Genomic DNA, 25,605 nt, shown 5'->3' with positions numbered 1-25,605 from the left:
TGTTACTGCCACGCCGTGCTACTTCTTGGCCGACTCCACCGCGTGCCCGCCGAACTGGTTGCGCAGCGCGGCGATCATCTTCATCTGCGGCGAGTCGTCCTGCCGGGACGCGAACCGCGCGAACAGGGAGGCCGTGATCGCGGGCAGCGGCACGGCGTTGTCGATGGCCGCCTCGACGGTCCAGCGTCCCTCGCCGGAGTCCTGGGCGTAACCGCGCAGGTTGTCCAGGTGATGGTCCTCGTCGAGGGCGTTGACGGCCAGGTCGAGGAGCCAGGAGCGGATGACGGTGCCCTCCTGCCAGGAGCGGAAGACCTCGCGGACGTTGTCCACGGAGTCGACCTTCTCCAGCAGCTCCCAGCCCTCGGCGTAGGCCTGCATCATGGCGTACTCGATGCCGTTGTGGACCATCTTGGAGAAGTGCCCGGCGCCCACCTTGCCCGCGTGGACGTAGCCGTAGGGGCCCTCGGGCTTGAGCGCGTCGAAGATCGGCTTGAGGTCGTCGACGACCTCCTTCTCACCGCCGACCATCAGCGCGTAGCCGTTCTTCAGGCCCCACACGCCGCCCGAGACACCGGCGTCGACGAAGTTGATGCCGTGCCGGGCCAGCTCCTCGGCGTGCTTCTCGTCGTCCGTCCAGCGGGAGTTGCCGCCGTCGATGACGGTGTCACCGTGCCTGAGCAGGGTCGCCAGCTGGTCGATGACGCCCTGGGTGGCGGCGCCGGCCGGCACCATCACCCAGACCGCGCGCGGCCGCTCCAGCTGCTCGACGAGGTCGACGAGGCTGTTGACGTCGGCCAGCTCGGGATTGGTGTCGTAGCCGACGACGGTGTGGCCGGCGTTGCGCAGACGCTCGCGCATGTTGCCGCCCATCTTGCCGAGACCCACAAGACCGATCTGCATGTCAGTGCACTTCCTTCAGTTCACGGTAGGCGGCCACCAGCGCGGCCGTGGACGGGTCGAGGCCGGGCACGTCGGCGCCCTCGGTCAGGGCGGGCTCGACGCGCTTGGCGAGGACCTTGCCGAGCTCGACGCCCCACTGGTCGAAGGAGTCGATGTTCCACACCGCGCCCTGGACGAACACCTTGTGCTCGTACAGCGCGATCAGCTGGCCGAGGACGGAGGGGGTCAGTTCACCGGCCAGGATCGTGGTGGTCGGGTGGTTGCCCTGGAAGGTGCGGTGCGGCACCTGCTCCTCGGGCACGCCCTCCGCGCGGACCTCGTCGGAGGTCTTGCCGAAGGCCAGCGCCTGTCCCTGGGCGAACAGGTTGGCCATCAGCAGGTCGTGCTGCGCCTTCAGCTCGTCGCTCAGCTCGGCGACGGGCCGGGCGAAGCCGATCAGGTCGGCCGGGACGAGCTTGGTCCCCTGGTGGATCAGCTGGTAGTAGGCGTGCTGCCCGTTGGTGCCGGGCGTGCCCCAGACCACCGGCCCGGTCTCCCACTCCACCGGACGCCCGTCGCGGTCCACCGACTTGCCGTTGGACTCCATGTCGAGCTGCTGGAGGTAGGCCGTGAACTTCGACAGGTAGTGGCTGTACGGCAGCACCGCGTGCGACTGGGCGCCCATGAAGTTGCCGTACCAGACGCCCAGCAGGCCCAGGATCAGCGGGGCGTTGGCCGGGGCCTCGGCGTTGCGGAAGTGCTCGTCGACGATGCGGAAGCCGTCGAGCATCTCGCGGAAGCGGTCCGGGCCGATGGCGATCATCAGGGAGAGCCCGATCGCCGAGTCGTAGGAATAGCGGCCGCCGACCCAGTCCCAGAACTCGAACATGTTGGCCGTGTCGATGCCGAAGCCGGCGACCTTCTCGGCGTTCGTCGACAGCGCGACGAAGTGCCGGGCGACGGCCTTCTCGTCGCCGTCCAGCCCGGCCAGCAGCCAGGACCGCGCCGACGTCGCGTTCGTGATCGTCTCGATCGTGGTGAACGTCTTGGACGCCACGATGAACAGCGTCTCGGCCGGGTCCAGGTCCCGGACCGCCTCGTGCAGGTCGGCGCCGTCCACGTTGGACACGAACCGGAACGTGAGCGAGCGGTCGGTGAAGGCGCGCAGCGCGTCGTACGCCATCGCCGGACCGAGGTCGGAGCCGCCGATGCCGATGTTGACGATGTTGCGGATGCGCTTGCCGGTGTATCCGGTCCACTCGCCGGAGCGGACCCGGTCCGCGAAGGCGGTCATCCTGTCGAGCACGGCGTGCACCTTGGGCACGACGTTCTCGCCGTCGACCTCGATCACCGCGTCCCGCGGGGCGCGCAGCGCGGTGTGCAACACCGCCCGGTCTTCGGTGATGTTGATCCGCTCGCCGCGGAACATGGCGTCGCGCAGGTCGGACACGCCGGTGGCCGAGGCCAGTTCCCGCAGCAGGTTCAGGGTCTCGTCGGTGACCAGGTTCTTGGAGTAGTCGATGCGCAGGTCGCCGACGCGCACGACGTACCGTTCCGCCCGCCCGGGGTCGGCGGCGAACAGCTCGCGCAGGTCCGGTCGTCGCAGCGCGTCCTCGCGGTGGTCCGCCAGCGCGGTCCACTCCGGGCGCCGGGTGAGCTTCGGGGAGTCGGACATGGGGTCAGACATGGACAGGGGTCTCCTTGCCGGCCTCGCCGCGCAGGGCGACGGCGTACATCTCGTCCGCGTCGAGGCGCCTGAGCTCCTCGGCGATGAGTTCGGAGGTGGGGCGCACCTTCAGTGCGAGGGAGCGCGGGGGCTGGCCGGGCAGGGTCATCGTGGCGAGCGGTCCCTCCGGCCGGTCGATGACGATCTCGCCGTTCGCGGTGCCCAGGCGGACGGCCGTGACGACCGGTCCGTCGGTGATCACCCGGTCGACCCGGACGTGCAGCCGGGCCTCCAGCCAGCGGGCCAGCAGCTCGGCGGCCGGGTTGTCGGCCTCGGCCTCCACGGTCGCCGAGGTCACCGGCACCCGGGCCTGGTCGAGTGCCGCGGCCAGCATGGAGCGCCACAGCGTCAGCCGGGTCCAGGCGAGGTCGGTGTCGCCGGGCGCGTAGGAGCGGACCCGGCGCTCCAGGACCTCCATCGGCCGCTCGACCGCGTACAGGTCGGTGATCCTGCGCTGCGCCAGCGCGCCCAGCGGGTCCTGCGCGGGGTTGTCCGGCGCCTCCACCGGCCACCACACGACGACCGGGGCGTCCGGCAGCAGCAGCGGCAGCACGACCGAGTCGGCGTGCTCGGACACCTCGCCGTACATGCGCAGCACGACGGTCTCGCCGGTGCCGGCCTCGGAGCCCACCCGCACCTCGGCGTCGAGGTGCGAGCGGGTGCGGTCGCGCAGGTTGCGGGCGTGCCGCTTGATGACGACCAGGGTGCGCGAGGGGTGCTCGTGCGAGGCCTCCTCGGCCGCCTTGATCGCGTCGTAGGCGTTCTCCTCGTCCGTGACGATCACCATCGTCAGGACCATGCCCACGGCCGGGGTGCCGATGGCGCGGCGGCCCTGCACCAGCGCCTTGTTGACCTTGCTTGCCGTGGTGTCGGTCAGGTCGATCCTCATGGCCTGCGCCAGCTCCGTCCGTCTCGTGCGAGCATCTCGTCGGCTTCCCGCGGTCCCCAGCTGCCCGAGGCGTACTGCGCGGGCCGCTCGTGCGTGGCCCAGTACTCCTCGATCGGGTCGAGGATCCGCCAGGACTCCTCCACTTCCTGGTGACGGGGGAACAGGTTGGCGTCGCCCAGCAGGACGTCCAGGATCAGCCGTTCGTACGCCTCCGGGCTGGACTCCGTGAAGGACTCGCCGTACGCGAAGTCCATGGACACGTCCCGGATCTCCATCGACGTGCCCGGCACCTTGGAGCCGAACCGCACCGTCATGCCCTCGTCGGGCTGGACGCGGATGACGATCGCGTTCTCGCCGAGCTCCTCCGTCGCGGTGGAGTCGAAGGGGGAGTGCGGGGCGCGCTGGAAGACGACCGCGATCTCGGTGACCCGGCGGCCGAGCCGCTTGCCGGTGCGCAGGTAGAAGGGGACGCCCGCCCAGCGGCGGTTGTCGATGCCCAGCTTGATCGCCGCGTAGGTGTCGGTGGCGGAGGCCGGGTCGATGCCCTCCTCCTCCAGGTAGCCGGGGACCTGCGCGCCGCCCTGCCAGCCGCCCGCGTACTGCCCGCGCACGGTGTGCTCGCCGAGTTCGTCCGGCAGCCGCACCGCCCGCAGCACCTTCAGCTTCTCGGTGAGCAGCGACGCGGCGTCGAAGGAGGCGGGCTCCTCCATCGCGGTCAGCGCGAGCAGCTGGAGCAGGTGGTTCTGGATGACGTCGCGGGCGGCGCCGATGCCGTCGTAGTAGCCGGCCCGGCCGCCGATGCCGATGTCCTCGGCCATGGTGATCTGCACGTGGTCCACATAGGACCGGTTCCAGATCGGCTCGTACATCTGGTTGGCGAAGCGCAGCGCCAGGATGTTCTGGACGGTCTCCTTGCCCAGGTAGTGGTCGATGCGGAAGACCTGCTCCGGATCGAAGACCTCGTGCACCAGCGCGTTCAGCTCACGGGCGCTGCCCAGGTCGTGCCCGAACGGCTTCTCGATCACCGCGCGGCGCCAGGAGCCGTCCGGGGCGTCGGTCAGCCCGTGCTTCTTGAGCTGCTGGACGACCTTCGGGAAGAACTTCGGCGGCACCGAGAGGTAGAAGGCGTAGTTGCCGCTGGTGCCGCGGGAGGCGTCCAGCTCCTCGACGGACTTGCGCAGCTGCTCGAAGGCGTCGTCGTCGTCGAAGGCGCCGGGGATGAAGCGCATGCCCTCGGCGAGCTGCTGCCACACCTCCTCGCGGAACGGCGTGCGCGCGTGCTCCTTGACGGCGTCGTGCACGACCTCGGCGAAGTCCTGGTTCTCCCAGTCCCGGCGGGCGAAGCCGACCAGGGAGAAGCCCGGCGGCAGCAGGCCGCGGTTGGCCAGGTCGTAGACGGCCGGCATCAGCTTGCGGCGGGACAGGTCACCGGTGACACCGAAGATGACCAGTCCGGACGGGCCCGCGATGCGGGGGAGGCGGCGGTCCTGGGGATCGCGCAGGGGGTTGCTCCAGTCGAGGGGTGCGACGGGCGCGACGGCCTGCTCGCCGGCGCCCGCCCCCTTCGCCCCCTCGGCGGTCTCGGCCGCCCGGGACTTCTCGGCGGTCCGGGCGGACCCGGCCGTCCGCGGCGCCTTGGACGCCTTCGGCGTCCCGGCGGCGCGGGACTCCTCGGCCTCCTCGGCGAGCCGCGGTCCCGCGGCGTCCCGGGCCGTCCTCGCCTCCTTGGCCTCCTTCGTCGCCTTGGTCTCGTGGACCGTCGTAGCGGGAAGGTCCTCGCTCATTCCCCGTCAACTCCCTTGCTGTCGAGGGACTTCGTCACGGCGTCGAGCAGGTCCTGCCAGGCCGCCTCGAACTTGGCCACGCCCTCCTGCTCCAGCTGCTGCACCACCTCGTCGTACGAGATGCCGAGCCGCTCCACGGCCGCGAGGTCGGCCCGGGCCTGGGCGTAACCACCGGTGACCGTGTCGCCCCGTACGTCACCGTGATCGGCGGCGGCGTCCAGGGTTGCCTCCGGCATCGTGTTCACGGTGCCGGGAGCGACCAGCTCCTCCACATACAGGGTGTCCCGGAATGCCGGGTCCTTCACCCCGGTCGACGCCCACAGGGGGCGCTGGGCGTTGGCGCGGGCGCCCGCCAGGGCGGTGAACCGGTCACCCGGCCGCGTCGGACCGCCGACGGATCCGAACACCTCTTCGTACGCCGCGTAGGCCAGTCGCGCGTTGGCCAGCGCCGCCTTCCCCTTCAGGGCGAGGGCCTCGTCCGTGCCCAGCAGCGTCAGGCGCTTGTCGATCTCGCTGTCGACGCGGGAGACGAAGAAGGAGGCCACGGAGTGGATGCCGGCCAGGTCGTGCCCGGCCGCCTGCGCCTTCTCCAGGCCGGCGAGGTAGGCGTCCATGACCTCGCGGTAGCGCTCCAGGGAGAAGATCAGCGTGACGTTGACGCTGATGCCGGCGCCGACGACCTCGGTGATCGCCGGGAGACCGGCCTTCGTCGCCGGGATCTTGATCATCACGTTGGGGCGGTCGACCAGCCAGGCCAGCTGACGCGCCTCGGCGATGGTGGCCCGCGTGTCGTGGGCGAGACGCGGGTCGACCTCGATGGAGACCCGGCCGTCCCGGCCGCCGGTGGCGTCGTACACCTCGCGCAGCACGTCGGCGGCGGCGCGGACGTCGGCGGTGGTCATCATGCGGACCGCCTCGTCGACGGTGACGCCCCGGGTCGCGAGGTCGGCGAGCTGCTCCTCGTAGCCCTCGCCGGAGCCGATGGCGGCCTGGAAGATCGAGGGGTTGGTGGTGACGCCGACGACGTGCTTCGTCCCGATCAGCTCGGCGAGGTTGCCGGACTCGATCCGCCGCCGCGACAGGTCGTCCAGCCAGATGGAGACGCCCTGGTCGGACAGGCGTCGCAGTGCTCCCGCGGTCGCGGTTGCTTCGGTCACAGTGATCATCTTCTCTTTCTGCGGTCGGACCGGTGGTTCCGGTCGGCTCAGCCGCGGGCGGCGGCCAGGGATTCCCGGGCGGCGGCGGCGACGTGCTCGGCGGTGAAGCCGAACTCGGTGAACAGGGTCTTGGCGTCGGCGGAGGCGCCGAAGTGCTCCAGGGAGACGATGCGGCCCGCGTCCCCCACGAACCGGTGCCAGGTCAGGCCGATACCGGCCTCCACGGCCACCCGGGCCTTGACGGACGGCGGCAGCACGCTCTCGCGGTACTCGCGCGGCTGCTCCTCGAACCACTCCACGGACGGCATCGACACCACGCGCGCGGGCGTGCCCTCCGCCTCCAGCGCCTCCCGCGCGGCCACGGCGAGCTGCACCTCGGAGCCGGTGGCGATCAGGACCACGTCCGGTGCGCCGGTGGAGGCGTCGGCGAGGACGTAGCCGCCGCGCGCCGCGTCCGGGTTCGGCTCGTACGTCGGTACGCCCTGACGGGTGAGGACGAGTCCGTGCGGGGCCGGGCCGGTCGAGTGGCGCCTGAGGATCTCGGCCCAGGCGGTCGCGGTCTCGTTGGCGTCGGCCGGGCGGACGACGTTCAGGCCGGGGATCGCGCGCAGGGCGGCGAGGTGCTCGACGGGCTGGTGGGTCGGTCCGTCCTCACCGAGGCCGATGGAGTCGTGGGTCCACACGTACGTCACCGGCAGCTGCATCAGCGCCGACATGCGCACGGCGTTGCGCATGTAGTCGGAGAAGACGAGGAACGTGCCGCCGTAGACGCGGGTGTTGCCGTGCAGGGCGATGCCGTTCATCTCCGCGGCCATCGAGAACTCACGGATCCCGAAGTGGACGGTGCGGCCGTACGGGTCGGCCTCCGGCAGCGGGTTGCCCTCGGGGAGGAAGGAGCTGGTCTTGTCGATGGTCGTGTTGTTCGAGCCGGCCAGGTCGGCGGAGCCGCCCCACAGCTCGGGCAGCACCGGGCCGAGGGCCTGGAGGACCTTGCCGGAGGCGGCGCGGGTGGCGACGGCCTTGCCGGTCTCGAACACCGGCAGGGTGTCCTCCCAGCCCTCGGGCAGCCGGCCGGCGACCACGCGGTCGAACAGCCCGGCGCGTTCCGGCCGATCGCCGCGCCACTTGGCGATCCGCTTGTCCCAGGCGGCGTGCGCCCGGGCGCCCCGGTCCAGGGCCTTGCGGGTGTGGGCGAGGACCTCGTCGTCGACCTCGAAGGACCGCTCGGGGTCGAAGCCGAGGACGCGCTTGGTAGCGGCGACCTCGTCCTCGCCGAGCGCGGAGCCGTGGGAGGCCTCGGTGTTCTGCGCGTGCGGGGCGGGCCAGGCGATGATCGTGCGCATGGCGATGATGGAGGGGCGGCCGGTCTCCGCCTTCGCCGCCGTCAGCGCCGCGTACAGCGCGTGCACGTCGACGTCGCCGTTCTCGGCGGGCTCGACGCGCTGCACGTGCCAGCCGTAGGCCTCGTACCGCTTCAGCACGTCCTCGGAGAACGCGGTCGCGGTGTCGCCCTCGATGGAGATGTGGTTGTCGTCGTAGAGGAAGACGAGGTTGCCGAGCTTCTGGTGGCCGGCCAGCGACGAGGCCTCGGCGGAGACGCCCTCCTGGAGGTCGCCGTCGGAGACGATCGCCCAGACGGTGTGGTCGAAGGGGGACTCGTCCCCGGGGCGCTGGGAGGTTCCGGAGGACTCGGAGGAGTCGGGGGCCTCGGGGGCCTCGGGGTCGAACAGGCCGCGTTCGTAGCGGGCCGCCATCGCCATGCCGACCGCGTTGGCGACGCCCTGGCCGAGCGGGCCGGTGGTGGTCTCCACGCCGGCGGTGTGGCCGTACTCGGGGTGGCCGGGCGTCTTCGAGCCGTGCGTCCGGAAGGCCTTCAGGTCGTCCAGCTCCAGCTCGTACCCGGCGAGGTAGAGCTGGGTGTACAGCGTCAGCGAGGTGTGACCGGGGGAGAGGACGAAGCGGTCACGGCCGGTCCACTCCGGATCGGCGGGGTCGTGCCGCATCACCTTCTGAAAGATCGTGTACGCCGCCGGGGCGAGGGCCATCGCCGTGCCGGGGTGGCCGTTGCCGGCCTTCTGCACGGCATCGGCCGCGAGGATTCGGGCGGTGTCGACGGCACGCCGGTCGAGTTCGGTCCATTCGAAGCGGTCCGCGCTGTCCATTGTGTGCGTGCTCATCTTCAAGAAGTCCTCGATCGGAGCGGAGAAACGGGCTTGACGTGTTCAAACTTAAAAGTCTGACTTTTGAGAGTGAAGGTCCTGATGTGCCAGCCTGTGGTGAAACTGGGACACGCCCCGGCGCGGGACGTACGGGCGGGACGGCACGAGAAGGACATGGCGGACGAAAACCATCAAGACGGCAGCGGCGGCGGTGACGGCGGCAGCGGGTACGGCGACGGGATCAGAACCTTCCCCTTCCCGGTCGATCTCAGCCTCCTCGGCGTCGGCATGCAGGTCGGCCCCATGGGCGCCGGCCGCACCTGGCACGCGCAGGCGCCGCTGCACCGCGTGCACCGCATCGACTTCCACGTCGTCATGCTCTTCACCGGCGGCCCGGTCCGCCACATGATCGACTTCGCCGAGTACGAGGCGACGGCCGGCGATCTGCTGTGGATCCGGCCCGGACAGGTCCACCGCTTCTCGCCGCGCAGCGAGTACCGCGGAACGGTGCTCACCATGCAGCCCGGCTTCCTGCCCCGCGCCACCGTCGAGGCCACCGGCCTCTACCGCTACGACCTGCCGCCCCTGCTCCACCCCGACGAGGCGCGGCTCGCCAGGCTGACGGCCGCGCTCGACCAGCTCCGCCGCGAGTACGAGGACGCCACCACCCTGCCCCTCAGCCTGCACACCGCCGTACTGCGCCACACGCTGTCCGCGTTCCTGCTGCGTCTCGCGCATCTCGCCGTCAGCTCCGCCGAGGCGGCACGGCAGGGGCAGGCGGCCGCGCCGGGCGACACCACCTTCACCCTCTTCCGGGACGCGGTCGAACGGGACTTCGCCACCAACCACAGCGTCAGCGCCTACGCCGACGCGCTCGGCTACTCCCGCCGCACCCTCGTCCGCGCGGTGCGCGCCGCCACCGGCGAGACACCCAAAGGGTTCATCGACAAACGCGTCGTCCTGGAGGCCAAGCGTCTCCTCGCCCACACCGACATGCCGATCGGCCGGGTCGGTGCGGCGGTCGGCTTCCCGGACGCGGCGAACTTCTCCAAGTTCTTCCATCAGCACACGGACCAGACACCGGCGGTGTTCCGGGCGGAGCTGCGCTGAGATCACCGGACACCTGCACCCGCCCCTCCCGACTCCCTATGCTCTAGGAGCGCTTGTCACTGGTACGTCGGTTCGGGGGGTCTGATGGATCCGGCCAGCATCGGTACGACCGCGCGCATCGCCTCGGCGGTGGCGCGGCCGATCATCGCCAGACTCTTCGTCCAGGAGGGGCCGGGCGCGGGCCTCGTGGACAAGCCGGTACGCGTGTCGCGGCTCATCGGGTGGGGCGGGGAGAAGCGCGGACTGAGCAACCTGGACATGTGGAAGATCGCGCGGGAGCTGGTGAAGGCGGCCATCGACGCCAACCCGCACGAACCCCCGGTGAAGTCCGACGAACGCGAAGCGCTCGCCGACGCCCTCGCGGCGACCCTCAGCGCCCTCGGCGAGCTGGAGATGGACGACGTACAGGCGGTCCGGCTCGGCCGGGTCGAGCTGGCGCGACGCCTGACGGCCGCCCGTGGGGACGCCACAAGGGACCTTTCCGCCGACGCCACCGCTCTGTACGACAGCCTGCTCGACCTGAGCTGCCTGCACATCCTGCACTTCTTCACCCAGCGCTCGACCTTCGTCGCCCGCGCCCAGGTGGCCCAGACCCGCATGCTCGACGAGACACTGCGCCTGCTGGACGCGCTGGTGGACCGCATCCCCCGCCCCGGCAGCGCGGACGAGGAGTTCGAGACACGCTATCTCGCCCACCTGGAACGCAAGTACGGCAAACTCAACATCTTCGGCCTCGACCTGAGCGATCCCGGACAGGCCAACTGGCCCCTGGACACCGCCTACCTCAACCTGGAACTGGCATCGCAGCGTGACGGCGGTTCGCCGTCGGCCAACCGCCGACGTGTCGAAGAGGCGTTCACCGGATGCAACCGGGCGATGCTGCGGGGCATGGCCGGATCGGGCAAGACCACGCTGCTGCAGTGGCTGGCCGTCTCGGCCGCGCAGAACTCCTTCCCCGACGAACTGGCGGAGCTCCGCGGCCGGGTGCCGTTCGTGCTGCCACTGCGCGCGCTCGCCCAGACTCCGGGGATGCCGGGCCCCGAGCGGTTCCTCCACGCCGTGGGCAACATGCTGCACGGGCTCCAGCCCGAGCACTGGGCCGACCGGGTCCTGCACAGCGGCCGCGGCATGGTGCTCATCGACGGCGTGGACGAGATCTCCGAAAGCGAACGCCCCGGCGTGCGCCGGTGGTTGCTCGACCTGATCGAGCTCTACCCGAGGAACTTCTTCCTCGTCACCACCCGGCCCTCCGCCGTGGACACCCACTGGCTGGAAGAGGTCGACTTCGCCGAGTTCAACCTGCTGCCGATGACCCGCCAGGACGTCGACCGGTTCGTCCACCGCTGGCACGACGCCGTCCTCACCACGGTCGGCGAACCCGAGGAACGACAGGCGGTCGAACGCTGCCGCGAAGCCCTGCGCGCCAGCCTGCGGCAGAAGCACGACCTGTACCGGCTGGCCACCAATCCGCTGATGTGCGCGCTCATCTGCGCTCTGCACCGCGACCGGCTGACCCACCTCCCCGAACGCCGCATGGAGTTGTACGCCGCCGCGCTCACCATGCTGCTGGTGCGCCGTGACAAGGAGCGCGAGATCCCCGCGCCCCCCGGCCTGGCACCCACGGAGGAGGCCCAGGTCCAGCTCCTCCAGCGGGTCGCGTACTGGCTGATCCGCAACGGGCGTTCCGAGGCGGCCCAGAGCACCGCGGTCCGCATCATCCGCGAGAAGCTCCCCGCCATGCCGCACCTGGCGCCACCCGACCGGGCCCAGGACGTCTTCCGCTACCTGCTGCTGCGCAGCGGGCTGCTGCGGGAACCCTCGGCGGGCATGGTGGACTTCATCCACCGCACGTTCCAGGACTACCTCGGGGCCAAGGCCGCCGTCGAGGCCGAGGACCTCGACCTCCTCGCGGAGTCCGGCCGTGACGACCAGTGGGACGACGTCGTCCGGCTCGCCGTCGGCCACGCCCGCGACAGTGAACGCGCCTACCTGCTGCGCAAGCTGGTCGCACTGGGCGACCAGAGCGCCGACCCGAAACTGCGCCGTCGCTACCACCTGCTCGCCGCCGCGTGCCTCGAGCACGCCACCACCCTCGACCCGGCCGTCCGCGCCGCGGTGCTCCTGCGGGCCGGTGAGCTGATTCCCCCCGCCTCTCCGGCGGACGCCGAACAGCTCGCCACCGCCGGTGACATCGTCCTCGACCTGCTGCCGCGTCCCGAGGGCCTGGGACCGGAGCAGGCGCGGGCCACGGTGATGACCATCGCCCGGATCGGCGGTGCGGCGGCGCTGGACCAGATGGCCCGGTTCCAGGGCGTGCCCGACCGTATCGTCCGCCAGGAGGTGGCGGCCTCCTGGCCGTACTTCGACGCACGGTCGTTCGCCGAGGACGTACTGGCCGGCCTGCCGATGGACGACCTGACACTGCACCTGTCCGCCCCGGAGCAGGTCGCCTGCCTCGACGTGCTCGACCGGGTGCCCCACCTGTCCGTGCGGGGCCAGTTGCTGACCGCCGGCCTCGTCGAGTCCCTGGTCCCCCTGCGGGTCCACTCCCTGTCGGTCGCGCTGTCCAGCGCCGTGTCGTTCTCAGTGCCCTCCCTGGCACCGCTCGACGGACTGCGCCGGCTCGTCGTCGAGTCCTGCGATGTCATCGAGGAGCTGGCCGTCCTGGCCGAGAGCCCGGCGGAGGAGCTCACCCTGCACCGGCTGCCGGCCGGAGCGGACCTGGGCTTCCTGACCGGAGCCGCACAGCTGAGGTCTCTCACCCTGTCCTCGCCGCACGGCGTCCCGCTCCCCACGGTGCCGCTGCCCCGGATCACCAGCCTCACCGTGGACGGGGTCCTGACGGACGCCGGAGTCCCGGAGTTCGCGGCGGCGCACCCCGCGCTGACCTCCCTGACCCTGCGACTGACCTGCCAGAGCTACCAGGCGCCCGTCGACCTGTCCCCGCTGCGCGACGTGCCGAGGGCGAAGATCGACATCACCCTCGTGGACGCCGGCAAGGTGCACGGTCTGGAGTCGTTCCCGGCCGATCGGGTGGTCGTGCGCCACGAGGGCCGGTCCGGGACCGACAGGCGGCCCCGGACCGGCTTGCTGCGGCGCTTCCGGGCGTGAGCTCCGGCTGGTCAGCGGCCGAAGCCGAACCAGTGCGGCGCCGGACGAAGCCGAACCGGTTCGCGTTCAGGAAGGCGGCGGGCCGGCCGCTGGTGAAGGTCAGGTACACGTCGTGCGTGCCCGTACACCGCGCCGATGTCCGCCGGGACGGTGCGCCACGACTGCCGGCCGCCCGTGCTGCCCACCGCGAAGCGAAGGCGTTCGGGAAGCGCCGCCCGTTCGCCCGTTCGCCCGGCGTCGGCGTCGGCGTCAGCCGCGGGGCCGGACTCGGGGCCGGTGTCGGCGGGGCCGGGCGTGCCATGATCGGCGCGGACGGAAGACTGGCCGGGCGACGGAAGGGCGTGGGCGTGAGGCTGACGATTCTGGGCGGCGGCGGGTTCCGGGTGCCGCTCGTGTACGGGGCGCTCCTCGGCGACCGTGCCGAGGGACGCGTGACGCATGTCGTGCTGCACGACCTGGACGCGGCCCGGCTGTCGGCGGTGACCCGGGTGCTGGCCGAGCAGGCCGCCGGGATGCCGGACGCTCCCGAGGTGACCGCCACCACCGACCTGGACGAGGCGCTGCGCGGCGCCGACTTCGTGTTCTCCGCGATCCGCGTCGGCGGCCTGGAAGGCAGGGCCGACGACGAACGGGTGGCGCTCGCCGAGGGCGTTCTCGGGCAGGAGACGGTCGGCGCGGGCGGCATCGCGTACGGACTGCGGACCGTTCCGGTCGCCGTCGACATCGCACGGCGCGTGGCCCGGCTGGCCCCGGACGCCTGGGTCATCAACTTCACCAACCCCGCCGGTCTGGTCACCGAGGCCATGTCCCGGCGCCTCGGCGACCGGGTCATCGGCATCTGCGACTCCCCGGTCGGCCTCGGCCGCCGCATCGCCCGCGTGCTGGGCGCCGACCCGGCCCGGGCCTTCATCGACTACGTCGGCCTCAACCACCTCGGCTGGGTCCGCGGCCTGCGCGTCGCCGGCCGCGACGAACTCCCGCGGCTGCTCGGCGACCCGGCGCTGCTCGGCTCCTTCGAGGAGGGCCGGCTCTTCGGCCCCGAATGGCTGCGCTCCCTGGGCGCGATCCCCAACGAATACCTGCACTACTACTACTTCAACCGGGAGACCGTCCGCGCCTACCAGGAGGCGGACCGGACCCGCGGCGCCTTCCTGCGCGACCAGCAGGCCCGCTTCTACGACGAGATGCGCCGCCCCGACGCCCCCGCGCTGGCCACCTGGGACCGCACCCGCGCCGAACGCGAGGCCACCTACATGGCCGAGAACCGGGAGACGGCGGGCGCGGGCGAGCGCGAGGCCGACGACCTGTCCGGCGGCTACGAGAAGGTGGCCCTGGCGCTGATGCGGGCCGTCGCCCGCGACGAGCGCACCACCCTGATCCTCAACGTCCGCAACCGCGGCACGCTGTCGGTCCTCGACCCCGACGCCGTGATCGAGGTGCCGTGCCTGGTCGACGCGAACGGCGCCCGTCCGGTGGCCGTGGACCCGCTGCCGGGGCACGCCACCGGCCTGGTCTGCGCGGTCAAGGCGGTCGAGCGCGAGGTCCTGGCGGCGGCCGATTCCGGCTCCCGTACGGCGGCGGTACGCGCCTTCGCCCTGCACCCCCTCGTCGACTCGGTCAACGTCGCCCACCGCCTGGTCGACGGCTACACGGCGGTCCATGCCGGCCTGGGGTACCTGCGGTAGGGCCGGCGGCAAGGGTGCGGCCGGCGGCCGGTCGCGGTTGGGGACGGCGGCCCCCGCACGGGCCGCGTCGGGGACCCGCGCGGGCATCGCCCGGCGACGTGCGCCGAGCCTGTGCCGGGCCTGCGCCGTGCCCTGAGCGGCACGGCAGCGCCGGCGCCGCCGCAGGGCGGTCGGGTGGTCCGGTCCGGCGGGGCGAGTCGCCCTTGTGACCGGAGGGCGGGATGTGATCTCGTGGCGTCGAACGCGTGTCTGGAAGGGGTGGGGGATGACGTCGACGGTCGGTGGCCCGGGCCAGTTGTGGGCCATCAGCGACTTGCACATCGGCTACGCGGAGAACCGTGCCCTGGTCGAGGAGATGCGTCCCGGCTCCGACGACGACTGGCTCCTGGTGGCCGGAGACGTGGCGGAGACGGTCGCCGACATCCGCTGGGCCCTCGGCACCCTCGCCGGTCGCTTCCGCCGGGTCGTCTGGGCCCCCGGCAACCACGAACTGTGGACCCACCCGAGCGACTCCGTCACCCTCCGCGGGGTCGCCCGCTACGAGTACCTCGTCGAGATGTGCCGCGAACTGGGCGTGACGACACCCGAGGACCCGTACCCCGTATGGGACGGAGTCGGCGGCCCGGTGGCCGTCGCACCGCTGTTCCTGCTCTACGACTACTCGTTCCTGCCAGCCGGATGCGCGACCAAGGCCGAGGGGCTGGAGTACGCCCACGGCACCGGCGTCGTGTGCAGCGACGAGTTCCTGCTGCACCCCGACCCGCACCCCAGCCGCGAGGCATGGTGCCGGGCGCGGGTCACCGAGACCGAGCGCAGACTCGCCGAGATCCCCGCCGAACTGCCGACGGTGCTCGTCAACCACTACCCGCTGGACCGGCATCCCACGGACGTCCTGTGGCACCCCGAGTTCGCCATGTGGTGCGGCACCCGCCTGACCGCCGACTGGCACCGCAGGTTCCGGGTCGACACCATGGTCTACGGGCATCTGCACATCCCGCGGACCACCTGGCACGAGGGCGTCCGCTTCGAGGAGGTGTCGGTGGGCTACCCCCGCGAATGGCGCAAGCGGACGGGGCCACCGGGACGGCTGCGCCGCATCCTGCCGTCGGCGTCGCGTGAGGAGGTGGCCCGGTGATCGAGGAACTGCTGCCGGACACGGTCGTCACCGTGGAGGCCCACGGCCACGACGACACCGGACACCTGCCGCTCTACCCCGAGGAGGAGGCGCTCGTGGCGCGGGCGGTCGCCAAGCGCCGCCGGGAGTTCACCGTCGTCCGGTCCTGCGCCCGCCGGGCCATGGAGAAACTCGGCGTGCCCCCGCAGCCCGTGCTGACCGGCGAACGCGGGGCGCCGCGCTGGCCGCACGGCCTGACCGGCAGCATGACCCACTGCGACGGCTACTGCGCCGCCGCCCTGGTCCGTGTCGCCGACCTCGCCTCCCTCGGCATCGACGCGGAACCGGACGGGCCGCTGCCGGACGGTGTCCTGCCCAGCGTGTCGCTGCCGGCCGAGGTGGAGCGGCTGCGACGGCTGGCCGAGGAGCGTCCCGGTATCCACTGGGACCGGCTGCTGTTCAGCGCCAAGGAGTCGGTCTACAAGGCGTGGTTCCCCCTCACGGGGCAGTGGCTGGACTTCACGGAGGCCGACATCGAGATCTCCGTGGACCCCGTCGACCCGCGCCGCGGCTCCCTGCGTGCCGCCCTCCTGGTGCCGGGACCGACCGTGGGGGGCCGGCGCCTGACCCACTTCGACGGCCGTTGGACCGCCCGGCAGGGCCTGGTCGCCACGGCGGTCACGGTCCCGCACACCTGAGCCTGTGCCTGCGCCTGAGCCAGTGCCTTCGGGCATCCCCGCGGCCCGAGCTCCCTGTGCGCGCGCCTTGCGTCCTTCCGCCCCCTGCCCCGCTGCCTGCTGCCTTGTCCACCGGCCCGGCCGCGGGCGCACGCCCGCCCGCCGGTCCGGGCGAGGGGGCGGAACGCCGGCGGGCGCAGGGCGAAGCAGTGCCTGCCCGGCCTCACGCGCGGCGCGTGGACCGTCTGCTCGGCCCTGCGTGTGGCGCGTGGACCGTCTGCCCGGCCCTGCGTGTGGCGCGTGGACCGTCTGCCCGGCCCTGCGCGTGGCGGGTGGACCGTCTGCCCGGCCTCACGCCCGGCGCGCGGGCCCTCTGCCCATCCCCCCGTGCGGCGCGTGAACCGCGGGGCGGCGCCGCGTCACGCCCGGGGGCCCCAGCTCCGCACCAGCCGGAAGAACGCCTCCTCGTTCCCCGCCAGCCCCGCGGCCGCCAGCGCCTGTTCCGCCTCGGCCAGGACGGAGGGCGGCACGACGGGCGGACGAGCGGCGTCGGCCGGTCCCGGCGCGGTGTCGAATCCGGCCCGCACGGTGTGCAGGAGCCGCAGGTAGGCCTGAACGGCGGTGCGCTCGTGGTCGGTCAGTACGGCGATGGTCATCGGTCGGCTCTCCCCACAACGACGTCAGCGGTCACGCGTCCCCGCACGGCGGGGGCACACACCCAGCTTGCCGCCCACCACTGACAATTCCCCCGAGCCGCGCCCGCCCGCCGCCCGGCACGAGCCGATCGAGCCATCAGCCCAGGTAGCCCAGCGACGCCCCGATCCGCCCGGCCAGGTGATCCCGCTGCACCGGCCCGCGCAGTGACGAACCGGCCAGCCACGTCCGGCACTTGCTGGCCAGCAGCAGTCCGAAGGCCTCTGCCTCCTTCTCGTCGGCGAGGTCGAAGCGGGAACGCGCGGCGACGGTGCGTACGGTCGCGCGCAGCGCTTCCTCGTCCCGGTCCGGGCCGTCTCCGGCGAGGAGCCGGGCCGCGACCGCGGTGCCCTCGACGTGGTGGCCGCGGTGCCCGGCCTTCATGTGCCACAGCTCGTGCCCCAGGATCACCAACTGGTGGTCGGGCGCGGTGCGTTCCTCGACGACGACCAGGTCCTGGTCGGCCATGTCGAGCCACAGGCCGCTGGCCGTCCCGGGCGGGAAGGCGGCCATCCGGAACAGTACCGGCCGGCCCCGCCGTCTGCTCATCGCCTCGCACAGCGCGGCGTACAGTTCGACGGGCCGCGCCGGGGCGGGAAGCGTCAGCTCCTCGACCAACTCGCCGCACAGGCGGCGCATCTCCTTACCGATGCCCACGTCTCTCCCCAGGCTCACGACTCGGGCCGCTTGACGCTCTCCAGGAGCATGTCCAGCCACTCGGCGACCTTGTCGCGGTGCTGGTCGGTGGGCAGTTGAGCGGCCCGCCAGGCGATGCCACGCACGCCGTGGTCCTGCAACAGCCGCTCCAGCGGGTCGCCGTCGGCGGCTGCCGCCTCCCGCTCCCGGTCGGCGAGCTGCTGCAGCAGTTCCTGCTCGGTGTGCTGCAGGGCGCCCGCGAGCGCCTCGGGGTCCTCGGCGGTGAGGAACCCGGCGTGCACCCGGAAGAAGCGCTGGATGGCGTCGCAGTGCTCCATGGTGGGCCGCCGGTCGCCGTTGATGAGGGCGCCCGCCTGCTGCCGGGACATGCCGGCGCCGTCGGCGATCTCCTGCTGGGTGTATTTGCGGCCGTTCGGCTTCACCCGAGTGCGGCGCAGCAGGTCCAGGCGCTGCACGAACCGGGCCTGCACATCGGGTTCACCCGCCGGCCGGCCGGCCAGCAGGGCCCCCAGCACGCGCTCGGGCACGCCGGAGGCCGCGGACAGGCGGCCGACGTCGAAGACCTCGGCGTGCGGCACGCCGAGCCGGTCCGCGAGAGCGGTGACGCGGGCGACGACGGCGGGCAGCGCGGTTGTCGGCACGGCGAGCGGACCCTCGAAGCCCCCCGCCGCCGACAGCTCTTCTACGTCTTTCACAGGCCTCACAGGCTTCTCACAAGCGGTTGCCGTGAACTTCCGGGAGAGTAGCGTGCCGCTCGAACTCACATCCAGGTCTCGCCACAACTGTGGCCAGTTTCAGCCGTCAACAGGCACGAAATGCCACGATAGTTGACACGCCTCTGTCGGGGCACCAGGATCGGGACGCCGCGAGAAGGCCGCATAGGCAAGAGGGGTGACCTCCCGATGGCATTTCAGGCAGGAGGGCAGCGGCCGGCGCCGCCGCCCGCCCCCGCGACCTCCGGGGCCCAGGCGTACCTCCAGGACTACACCGCGCTTCTGGAGGGCGTTCCTTTTCCGTCCCTCGTCGTCGACCGCCGCTGGGACGTGGTGCTCAGCAACGGTGCCTTCCGGACACTCTTCCGGGGGGCCGGACCGCATCCGACGGCCATGCCGGGCGACAACTTCCTCAGGTTCGTCCTCTTTCACCCGGACGCGTCCGCGGTCCTCGGGGAGCACGAGTCGAGCTGGTGCCTGCCGATGCTGGCGCACTTCGCCGCCGCCCTGGAGCGGTACGGCCACGATCCCGGCCTGCAGGCCGTCCGGCGTGACATCGCGCAGGACCCGATCATGGAGGCCGCCTACCGCCAGGGCCTGCCGCACTGGATCCGGGCCGTCGGCGCGGAGGCCGTCGAACACGACGGTGCCGTACGGCCACTGCACCACCCCGACCCGCGCTGGGGCGACACCGACTGCCGGATCGTGATCGAAACCTCCCGGACGCTGGAGGAGCTGGGCTACACCCGTCTGACGCTGGTCCTGCGCGAGCGGCGCCGCACCCCGTACCGCCCCGCGCGCCGCACCGCCGCCCACCTGAGAGTGGTCCCCGCCCCCGAGTGACCCACCGCCGAACGGCCGTCGGCCCGGCTCTCGTCGGCCCGCTCTCGTCGGCCCGGCCCCGTCGGCCCGGCCCCGCCGGCCCGGCCCCGCCGGCCCGGTCCCGTCGGCCCGGTTCCCAGGTACGCCACCCGCCGGGGGGCTCGACGTGATCGTGGCCGCCCGGCGGATGGGTCAGCGCGGGGGAGGCGAGTCCGCCTTCGCCACCCCCGCCTCGCGTTTCGCCGCCTGGATCTGCTGGTACACGTGGGTGCGCAGCTCGGCGAAGCGCGGGTCCGCCCGCGTGTGCGCCTGGTCCCGTTCGTCCGGCAGCCCGACCTCGAGCCGCTCTCGCACGACGGTGGGGGAGGCGGACAGCACGACCACTCGTTCGCCCAGGTAGACGGCCTCGTCGATGTCGTGGGTGACGAACAGGACGGTGATCCCGCGCTCCCGCCACAACCGCCGTACCAGGTCCTCCAGGTCGGCACGGGTCTGCGCGTCGACCGCCGCGAACGGCTCGTCCATCAGCAGCACCTCGGGCTCGTACGCCAGGGCCCGCGCGATGGCCACCCGCTGCTGCATGCCGCCGGACAGCTGCCACGGGTAGGCCCCGGCGGCGTCCGCGAGGCCGACGGAGGCGAGGGAGTCCGCGACCAGCTCCCGGCGCCGGGGCCTGCTCAGGCCCTTCTGCCGCAGGGGGAGTTCGACGTTCTCGCCGACCCGCATCCAGGGGAACAGGCTGCGCCCGTACTCCTGGAAGACGAACGCCATCCCGGGCGGCGGCCCGTCCACCCTCCGGCCGGCCAGGAACACCTCACCGGCCGTCGGGGCGAGCAGTCCCCCCACGCACTTCAGCAACGTCGTCTTGCCGCAGCCCGACGGGCCGACCAGACAGACCAGTTCCCCGGCCGCCACGGTGAAGGTCAGGTCGCGCACCGCCTCCACGCGCCGCCCCGACCCCTCGTACACCTTCTTCAGGCCGCGTACGTCGAGCATGGACCGCCCTTTCAGGAGCTTCACCCGGACCGCCGGGCGGCGGCGCGCAGGCCGTGGTACCAGCCGAGCACCCGCCGCTCGACCAGCTGGAAGAGGACCGAGAGCACGAAGCCGAGCAGACCGAGCAGCAGGATGCCGGTCCACATGCCGGGGATGGCGAAGGAGCGCTGGAACTGCACGATGGTGAAACCGAGCCCGTTGCTGGCGGCGAACATCTCGCTGATCACCATCAGGATGATGCCGACCGACAGCGCCTGGCGCAGACCCGCGAAGATCTGCGGGCTCGCCGAGCGCAGTACCACGTGCCGCAGCCACGCCACGCCCGTGATGCCGTAGGAGCGGGCCGTCTCGGCCGTCACCGCGTCGACCGCCCGGACCCCCTCGACCGTGTTGAGCAGTACCGGCCACACACAGCCGGCGGCGATGACGGCGATCTTCATCGTGTCGCCGATGCCCGCGAACAGCATGATCACCGGTACGAGCACCGGCGGTGGCACCGCCCGCAGGAACTCCAGCACCGGCTCGCACACCGCACGCACCCGCCGGTAGGAGCCGACGAGCGTGCCGAGCGCGACACCGGCGACGGCCGCGAGCGCGTAGCCGGCCGCGAGCCTGAGCACGCTGGGCAGCACGTCTGCGCGCCACCGCTCGCCGGTCCACACCTCCGGGAAGGTCTCCAGGATCGTGCCGAGCGGCGGCCAGTACACGTCCTCGCTGCCGGCCGACGCCGCCCACCAGACGGCCACCAGCGCGACGGGCAGCGCGAGCACGAACACCAGTCGCAGCAGCGCCCGCCTCACACCGCCACCTCCCCGCGCACCGACTGGTGCCAGGCCAGCGCCCGCCGTTCCACCGACCGGGCCCCGACGTTGATCAGCAGCCCGAGCAGACCCGAGACGACGATCAGCGCGTACATCTCGGGCACGGCCTGCGAGGTCTGCGCGACGGCGATCCGCGCGCCCAGCCCCGGTGCCCCGATGACGAGTTCGGCGGTGATGGCCAGGATCAGCGCGACGGCCGCCGCCAGTCGCACGCCCGTCATGACGTACGGCAGCGCGGTCGGCCACAGCACGTGCCGGATGCGCGCCCAGGTGCCCAGACCGTACGACCGCGCCGTCTCCTCGGCGACCGGGTCGACGTCCTGGACGCCGTACAGCACCTGGATCAGTACCTGCCAGAAGGCGGCGTAGACGACCAGGAGCAGCACCGACCCCAACTCCGTGCCGTACAGCAGCACCGCCAGGGGGATCAGCGCGACCGACGGGATCGGGCGCAGGAACTCGATCGTGGACGCCGTCGCCTCGCGCAGATACGGCACCACCGCGAGGAGTAGCCCCACGACGATCCCGGCGCCGACCGCGAGGGCGAGGCCCAGCACCCAGCCGGTGAGGGTGTCGCCGAGCGCCGCCCAGAAGGCGCCGTCCGCCACCTCCGTGGCGAGCGCGCCGGCGATGCGGCTGGTCGGCGGGAAGTACTCCTCCTCGACCAGGCCGAGGCGGGGTACCGCCTCGCCCAGGGCGAGGAAGGCCGCGAGGCCGGCCGCGCCCAGCGCGGCGTTCGTCCCCTTCACGGCAGCAGCGCGTCCAGGTCGGGGAACCGCTCGAACAGGCCGTCCGCGTAACCGAGTTTCGCCAGCGCCGTGAGGGAGGAGCGGTCCGGCTCGGCCGGCCACTTCGGCAGGGTCACCTTCGCCAGTACATCCGCCGGGATCTTGGTGTACGTGGTGACGGTCTCGCGGACCTCGTCGGGGTGCGCGTCGGCGTACGCGAGGGACTCGGCGGTGGCCTCCTGGAACTTCTTCACCACCTCCGGGTTCTCCCGCGCGTACCGGGTGGAGGTGAAGTACATGGCGACCGTCAGTTTCGGTGCGATGTCGACCATGGGGGAGGCGATCTCCCGGCCGCCCTGGCTCTTGACCGTGGCCAGCGCCGGTTCCACCACCATCGCCGCGTCGATCCGGCCGCCGTCGAGCGCGGCCGGCATCTGGTCGAAGGCCAGCTCGACGAAGTCCACCTTGTCGGGGTCGCCGCCCGCGGCGCCGACCGAGGCGCGCACCGCGGTCTCGTTGATGTTCTTCAGGGTGTTGATGGCGACCTTCTTGCCCTCCAGCTCCTTCGCCGACTTGATCGGGCTGTCGCCCCTGACGGTGAGCGCCTCGAAGTCCTCGCCCACCACGCCGGTCGAGGCGATGCCGTTGGCCACCGCCTTGACGGGCACGTCGTTGGACTGGGCGATCATGAGGGAGGTCATGTTGCTGAAGCCGAACTCGAACTGGCCGCTGACCACTCCGGGCACGATCGCCGCGCCGCCCTGCGCGCTGGAGAAGGACAGTTCCAGCCCGCGCTCCTCGAAGAACCCCTTCTTCCGACCCAGGTAGAGGGGTGCGACATCGACGATGGGGATGAGTCCCACCTCGACGGTGGTGGTGCCACCGGACGAACTGGCGCCGTCCGGCCCGCCGGAACCGGACGAGCCGCACGCCGTCGCGGCGGCCAGGACGGAGACGGCCGTGAGGCCGACGAACAGACGACGCATGAACTCCCCCTGTGGGACCGGACCAGGTACTCCGACAGGCTGTGCGCAGACAGTACGGATGTGCTCAGCGAGAACGTGTTCAGCGGGAACGTGTTCAGCGGGAACGTAGGGCCCGTGCGGAGTCCGGGTCAATGCCCCTGCCGAGATGGGCCGTTGAGGATTCAACCGCGAGTCGTCGACAGCGTGGGACGCGCACTCGTAGCGTGCGCGCACCGCGTACGGTCGTTCGTACCGTACGTCCTGCCGTGAGGCTCTTGCCGGAGGCCAGATGCCCTATGCAGCCCGCGCACCGCACTTCGTGAGGCCCTTCGAACGGGGCCCCGCCGTCATCCGGGTCTCCGGCGCCGAGCACCCGGCGCCGACCCTGAGCGAGGTCGCCAGCGCCTGCGGGCCGCCCCGCGCCGCGGCCCGCCGTTTCCTATTCATCCTGGCCGGCCTCGGCTACGTCCACACCGACGGCCGGCTCTTCCGCCTCACCCCGCGCGTCCTGGAGCTCGGCCTCAGGTCCGTCGCCGCGCGGTGCGGGGCTGGCCGCGACGGCGAGGTGGTGGCCGGCGTGAACATCGCGGTGCACGCCGGCCGCAACTCCCTGGAGTCCGTGCGCCGGGACCTGCTGCCGCACCTCCTCGCCACCGCCGCCCGGATCGACGCGGACCTCAGGATCCCGGCCCCGGGATCACAGGTCCAGGACGAGCCGCCGGCCACGGCAGCGGGACACGCAGATGAGCATGGTCTCCCCCGCGGCCCGCTCCTCGTCGGTGAGCACCGAGTCCCGGTGATCCGGTTCGCCCTCGACGACGTCGGTCTCGCAGGTGCCGCAGGTGCCTTCCGTGCACGAGTAGAGCACCTCGACGCCGGCCGTGCGGACGGCGTCCAGGACCGAGACGCCGGGTGGTACGGCGACCGTGCGGCCGCTGCGCGCGAGCACGACCTCGAACTCCGCCTCCGGGCCGCTCGCCGCCGCCTCCTTCGGGCGGAACCGCTCCAGGCGCAGCACCCCCGCCGGGCAGCGCGCCTCGACCGCGTCCAGCAGCGGCGCGGGTCCGCAGCAGTAGACGAGGGTGCCCTCGGGGACGTCGTCGAGCACGGAGGCGAGGTCCAGCAGTCCCGACTCGTCCTCGGGGGCGATCGTGACCCGGTCGCCGTACCGCTCCAGCTCCCCGGTGAACGCCATGGAGTTCCGGGTCCGTCCGCCGTACAGCAGGGTCCACTCGGCGCCCGCCGCCTCGGCGGCTGCCAGCATCGGCAGGATCGGGGTGACGCCGATGCCGCCCGCGACGAAGCGGTACCGGGAGGCCGGCTCCAGCGGGAAGCGGTTGCGGGGCCCCCGTACCCGGACCTTGCCGCCGGGCCTCAACTCGGCGTGCACGTAGGCGGACCCTCCCCGGCCCTCGGCCTCGCGGAGGACGGCGATCCGCCACACCTGCCGGTCGGCCGGGTCGCCGCACAGCGAGTACTGCCGTTCCAGGCCCGGGCCGAGGACGACGTCGATGTGGGCGCCGGGCTCCCAGGCGGGCAGCGGTTCGCCCAGCGGATGGCGCAGGGTGAGGGCGAGCACGCCGTCGGCCGCGGTCTCCCGGCGGTCGACGACGAGTTCGGCTTCGTACGGGTTCACGAGCGGTCTCCCCGGTGCGTTCGCTGCGGGAGGCCCTGCGGGGGTCCTGGCGGGGGTCCTTGCGGGTGTCCTTGTGGGTGGGCGAGCATCCAGTCCCACATGGCGACGGGGTCCTCGGCGGTGTGCTCGGCGCCGCAGTGGCAGGTGCCGTGCAGGACGTCGGTGCCCGGCAGCCAGTCGACGCGGTAGACCTCGCCGGTGCGCCCGCTCACCGGGCCGCCCGTTCCACGGGCTTGTCGCCCTCCTCGGCCAGCCGGGCGAGGATGCGGCGAGCGGCCAGGCCGCCGGTGTCGATGTTGATGCTCAGCTCCTGGTAGCCGGTGCGCTCGGAGCCGAGCGTGCGCTGGAGCAGGTTGAGCGCGTCGACGTCCTGCATGACGACCGTGCGGTTGTTCTCCCGCAGGAACTCGGTGACCTCGGCGTCGTCCGTCGCCCAGTCCCGCGAGACCGCCCAGAAGTCGTACACCCTGCCCTCGCCGGACGGTGTGATGGCGTACGTGATCTCGGTGTGGAAGCCGTTCGGATCGCTGCCGTCCGCCTCGGGCACCGCACCGGTGGGGGCGACCCGGCTGTGCAGCAGGTACAGACAGGGCGCGTGGTACTCGATGTCCTGCCACCGGTCGATGCGTCCGCTGATGCCGGTCGACCTGGCGTAGAACGGCGGGCACTCGGCGTCGTCCATGTGCCGGCTCACCCGGACGATGCCGGCGCCCTCGTCGACCTCCGTGGTGATCGGCGTCTCGGCGACCTCGGGCGTGCCGATGTAACCGCCGTGCAGATACGTCTCGTGGGAGAGGTCGAGGAGGTTGTCGACCAGCAGCCCGTAGTCGGCGTCGATCGGCTCCATGCCCCGGACCGTGACCCAGCCGGGGGAGTCCAGGTGCCGGGCCCGCGGCACGGCCCCGGCGTTGGCCAGTGCCGGGTCGCCGATCCACACCCACACCAGGGAGTCCCGCTCCGCCACCGGATAGGAGGCGACGCGGGCGGTGCGCGGGACGCGTTTCTGGCCCGGCACGTACACGCAGGTGCCGGTCGTGTCGTACGTGAACCCGTGGTACCCGCACACGATCCGGTCGCCGTCGAGCCGCGTCGGCGCCTCGGACAGCGGGTAGCGGCGGTGCACGCAGCGGTCGTGCAGGACGACCGGCGTCCCGTCCTCCTCGGTGCGGTAGAGGACGAGCGGCTCACCGAGGACCGTGCGTCCCAGCGGTTCGCGGCCGACCTCTTGGCTGTAGGCGGCGACGTACCACTGGTTCCTGGCGAAGGCGGTCATGTGCGGCATG

Annotated in this window: 23 protein-coding genes and 1 pseudogene; 7 read left to right on the top strand and 17 right to left on the bottom strand. The window is 72.3% G+C overall.

Going from position 1 to position 25,605, the window contains the following annotated elements:
* Positions 1–18: 18 nt before the first annotated feature.
* Genes gnd through tkt form a run of 6 tightly spaced genes read right to left on the bottom strand, consistent with a single transcriptional unit; the run spans position 19 to position 8,612 of the window.
* Positions 19–900 (bottom strand): phosphogluconate dehydrogenase (NAD(+)-dependent, decarboxylating), encoded by an 882-nt coding sequence (gene gnd / locus ACP4J0_RS04965; protein WP_426597354.1) that lies wholly within the window; start codon positions 898–900, stop codon positions 19–21.
* Between the two features lies 1 nt (position 901).
* Positions 902–2,554 carry a glucose-6-phosphate isomerase gene (gene pgi / locus ACP4J0_RS04960; protein WP_426597526.1) on the bottom strand — a complete coding sequence of 551 codons (1,653 nt, stop codon included), beginning with the start codon at positions 2,552–2,554 and terminating at the stop codon, positions 902–904.
* A 4-nt stretch (positions 2,555–2,558) separates the two neighbouring features.
* A complete protein-coding gene (gene opcA / locus ACP4J0_RS04955) occupies positions 2,559–3,494 on the bottom strand; it encodes a glucose-6-phosphate dehydrogenase assembly protein OpcA (protein WP_426597353.1) in 936 nt (311 codons plus the stop codon).
* Positions 3,491–5,278: a glucose-6-phosphate dehydrogenase gene (gene zwf / locus ACP4J0_RS04950; protein WP_426597352.1), complete on the bottom strand. Its 1,788-nt coding sequence runs from the start codon at positions 5,276–5,278 to the stop codon at positions 3,491–3,493. The genes opcA and zwf overlap by 4 nt, the downstream gene beginning before the upstream one ends.
* Entirely contained in the window at positions 5,275–6,444 is a 1,170-nt protein-coding gene (gene tal / locus ACP4J0_RS04945) for a transaldolase (protein WP_426597351.1), read from the bottom strand. Before tal ends, zwf begins: the two co-directional genes overlap by 4 nt.
* 38 nt (positions 6,445–6,482) lie before the next feature.
* Positions 6,483–8,612, bottom strand: coding sequence for a transketolase (gene tkt / locus ACP4J0_RS04940; RefSeq protein WP_426597350.1), 2,130 nt, complete (start codon positions 8,610–8,612; stop codon positions 6,483–6,485).
* Positions 8,613–8,768: 156 nt separating this feature from the next.
* Between tkt and ACP4J0_RS04935 the strand changes: the two genes are divergently transcribed.
* The 5 genes from ACP4J0_RS04935 (at position 8,769) to ACP4J0_RS04915 (ending at position 16,312) form a co-directional block, all read left to right on the top strand.
* Complete coding sequence (locus tag ACP4J0_RS04935) at positions 8,769–9,704, top strand: AraC family transcriptional regulator (RefSeq protein ID WP_426597525.1); 936 nt, start codon at positions 8,769–8,771, stop codon at positions 9,702–9,704.
* Between the two features lie 84 nt (positions 9,705–9,788).
* A complete protein-coding gene (locus ACP4J0_RS04930; RefSeq protein ID WP_426597349.1) occupies positions 9,789–12,815 on the top strand; it encodes an NACHT domain-containing protein in 3,027 nt (1,008 codons plus the stop codon).
* A gap of 347 nt (positions 12,816–13,162) precedes the next feature.
* A complete protein-coding gene (locus ACP4J0_RS04925; RefSeq protein WP_426597348.1) occupies positions 13,163–14,500 on the top strand; it encodes a 6-phospho-beta-glucosidase in 1,338 nt (445 codons plus the stop codon).
* A gap of 265 nt (positions 14,501–14,765) precedes the next feature.
* Complete coding sequence (locus ACP4J0_RS04920; RefSeq protein ID WP_426597347.1) at positions 14,766–15,635, top strand: metallophosphoesterase family protein; 870 nt, start codon at positions 14,766–14,768, stop codon at positions 15,633–15,635.
* Positions 15,632–16,312 carry a 4'-phosphopantetheinyl transferase family protein gene (locus tag ACP4J0_RS04915; protein ID WP_426597346.1) on the top strand — a complete coding sequence of 227 codons (681 nt, stop codon included), beginning with the start codon at positions 15,632–15,634 and terminating at the stop codon, positions 16,310–16,312. The genes ACP4J0_RS04920 and ACP4J0_RS04915 overlap by 4 nt, the downstream gene beginning before the upstream one ends.
* A gap of 398 nt (positions 16,313–16,710) precedes the next feature.
* Here the strand turns inward: ACP4J0_RS04915 and ACP4J0_RS04910 are convergent, their stop codons facing one another.
* The 3 genes from ACP4J0_RS04910 to ACP4J0_RS04900 form a co-directional block, all read right to left on the bottom strand.
* Positions 16,711–16,947: a hypothetical protein gene (locus tag ACP4J0_RS04910; RefSeq protein WP_426597345.1), complete on the bottom strand. Its 237-nt coding sequence runs from the start codon at positions 16,945–16,947 to the stop codon at positions 16,711–16,713.
* Between the two features lie 136 nt (positions 16,948–17,083).
* Entirely contained in the window at positions 17,084–17,623 is a 540-nt protein-coding gene (locus ACP4J0_RS04905) for a toxin-antitoxin system, toxin component (RefSeq protein ID WP_426597524.1), read from the bottom strand.
* Positions 17,624–17,655: 32 nt separating this feature from the next.
* Complete coding sequence (locus ACP4J0_RS04900; RefSeq protein WP_426597344.1) at positions 17,656–18,336, bottom strand: helix-turn-helix domain-containing protein; 681 nt, start codon at positions 18,334–18,336, stop codon at positions 17,656–17,658.
* A 207-nt stretch (positions 18,337–18,543) separates the two neighbouring features.
* Here ACP4J0_RS04900 and ACP4J0_RS04895 point away from each other — a divergent pair, with 207 nt between their 5' ends.
* Positions 18,544–19,197, top strand: coding sequence for a hypothetical protein (locus ACP4J0_RS04895; RefSeq protein WP_426597343.1), 654 nt, complete (start codon positions 18,544–18,546; stop codon positions 19,195–19,197).
* Positions 19,198–19,368: 171 nt separating this feature from the next.
* Here ACP4J0_RS04895 and ACP4J0_RS04890 read toward each other — a convergent pair whose 3' ends face one another.
* Genes ACP4J0_RS04890 through ACP4J0_RS04875 form a run of 4 tightly spaced genes read right to left on the bottom strand, consistent with a single transcriptional unit; the run spans position 19,369 to position 22,707 of the window.
* Positions 19,369–20,172, bottom strand: a complete 804-nt coding sequence (locus ACP4J0_RS04890) for an ABC transporter ATP-binding protein (protein ID WP_426597342.1) — start codon at positions 20,170–20,172, stop codon at positions 19,369–19,371.
* 20 nt (positions 20,173–20,192) lie between these two features.
* Positions 20,193–20,972: an ABC transporter permease gene (locus ACP4J0_RS04885; RefSeq protein WP_426597341.1), complete on the bottom strand. Its 780-nt coding sequence runs from the start codon at positions 20,970–20,972 to the stop codon at positions 20,193–20,195.
* Positions 20,969–21,742, bottom strand: coding sequence for an ABC transporter permease (locus ACP4J0_RS04880; protein WP_426597340.1), 774 nt, complete (start codon positions 21,740–21,742; stop codon positions 20,969–20,971). Before ACP4J0_RS04880 ends, ACP4J0_RS04885 begins: the two co-directional genes overlap by 4 nt.
* A complete protein-coding gene (locus ACP4J0_RS04875) occupies positions 21,739–22,707 on the bottom strand; it encodes an ABC transporter substrate-binding protein (RefSeq protein ID WP_426597339.1) in 969 nt (322 codons plus the stop codon). The genes ACP4J0_RS04880 and ACP4J0_RS04875 overlap by 4 nt, the downstream gene beginning before the upstream one ends.
* 268 nt (positions 22,708–22,975) lie before the next feature.
* Between ACP4J0_RS04875 and ACP4J0_RS04870 the strand changes: the two are divergent.
* A pseudogene (locus tag ACP4J0_RS04870) lies at positions 22,976–23,113 on the top strand (IclR family transcriptional regulator); the annotation flags it as partial.
* A 12-nt stretch (positions 23,114–23,125) separates the two neighbouring features.
* On the opposite strand, the gene ACP4J0_RS04865 reads toward ACP4J0_RS04870, so the two are convergent.
* The 4 genes from ACP4J0_RS04865 to ACP4J0_RS04850 all read right to left on the bottom strand — a co-directional run bounded on the left by ACP4J0_RS04865 (position 23,126) and on the right by ACP4J0_RS04850 (position 25,604).
* Positions 23,126–23,281 carry a hypothetical protein gene (locus ACP4J0_RS04865; protein ID WP_426597338.1) on the bottom strand — a complete coding sequence of 52 codons (156 nt, stop codon included), beginning with the start codon at positions 23,279–23,281 and terminating at the stop codon, positions 23,126–23,128.
* 102 nt (positions 23,282–23,383) lie between these two features.
* Positions 23,384–24,322, bottom strand: a complete 939-nt coding sequence (locus ACP4J0_RS04860; RefSeq protein WP_426597337.1) for a PDR/VanB family oxidoreductase — start codon at positions 24,320–24,322, stop codon at positions 23,384–23,386.
* Complete coding sequence (locus tag ACP4J0_RS04855) at positions 24,319–24,534, bottom strand: hypothetical protein (RefSeq protein ID WP_426597336.1); 216 nt, start codon at positions 24,532–24,534, stop codon at positions 24,319–24,321. Before ACP4J0_RS04855 ends, ACP4J0_RS04860 begins: the two co-directional genes overlap by 4 nt.
* Complete coding sequence (locus ACP4J0_RS04850; protein WP_426597335.1) at positions 24,531–25,604, bottom strand: Rieske 2Fe-2S domain-containing protein; 1,074 nt, start codon at positions 25,602–25,604, stop codon at positions 24,531–24,533. Before ACP4J0_RS04850 ends, ACP4J0_RS04855 begins: the two co-directional genes overlap by 4 nt.
* Position 25,605: the final 1 nt, after the last annotated feature.

The organism is Streptomyces sp. WG7 (assembly GCF_049975785.1).
Lineage (GTDB): Bacteria > Actinomycetota > Actinomycetes > Streptomycetales > Streptomycetaceae > Streptomyces.
Note: the sequence above shows the minus strand (reverse complement) of the source record. Positions and strands in the feature narration are given on the sequence as shown.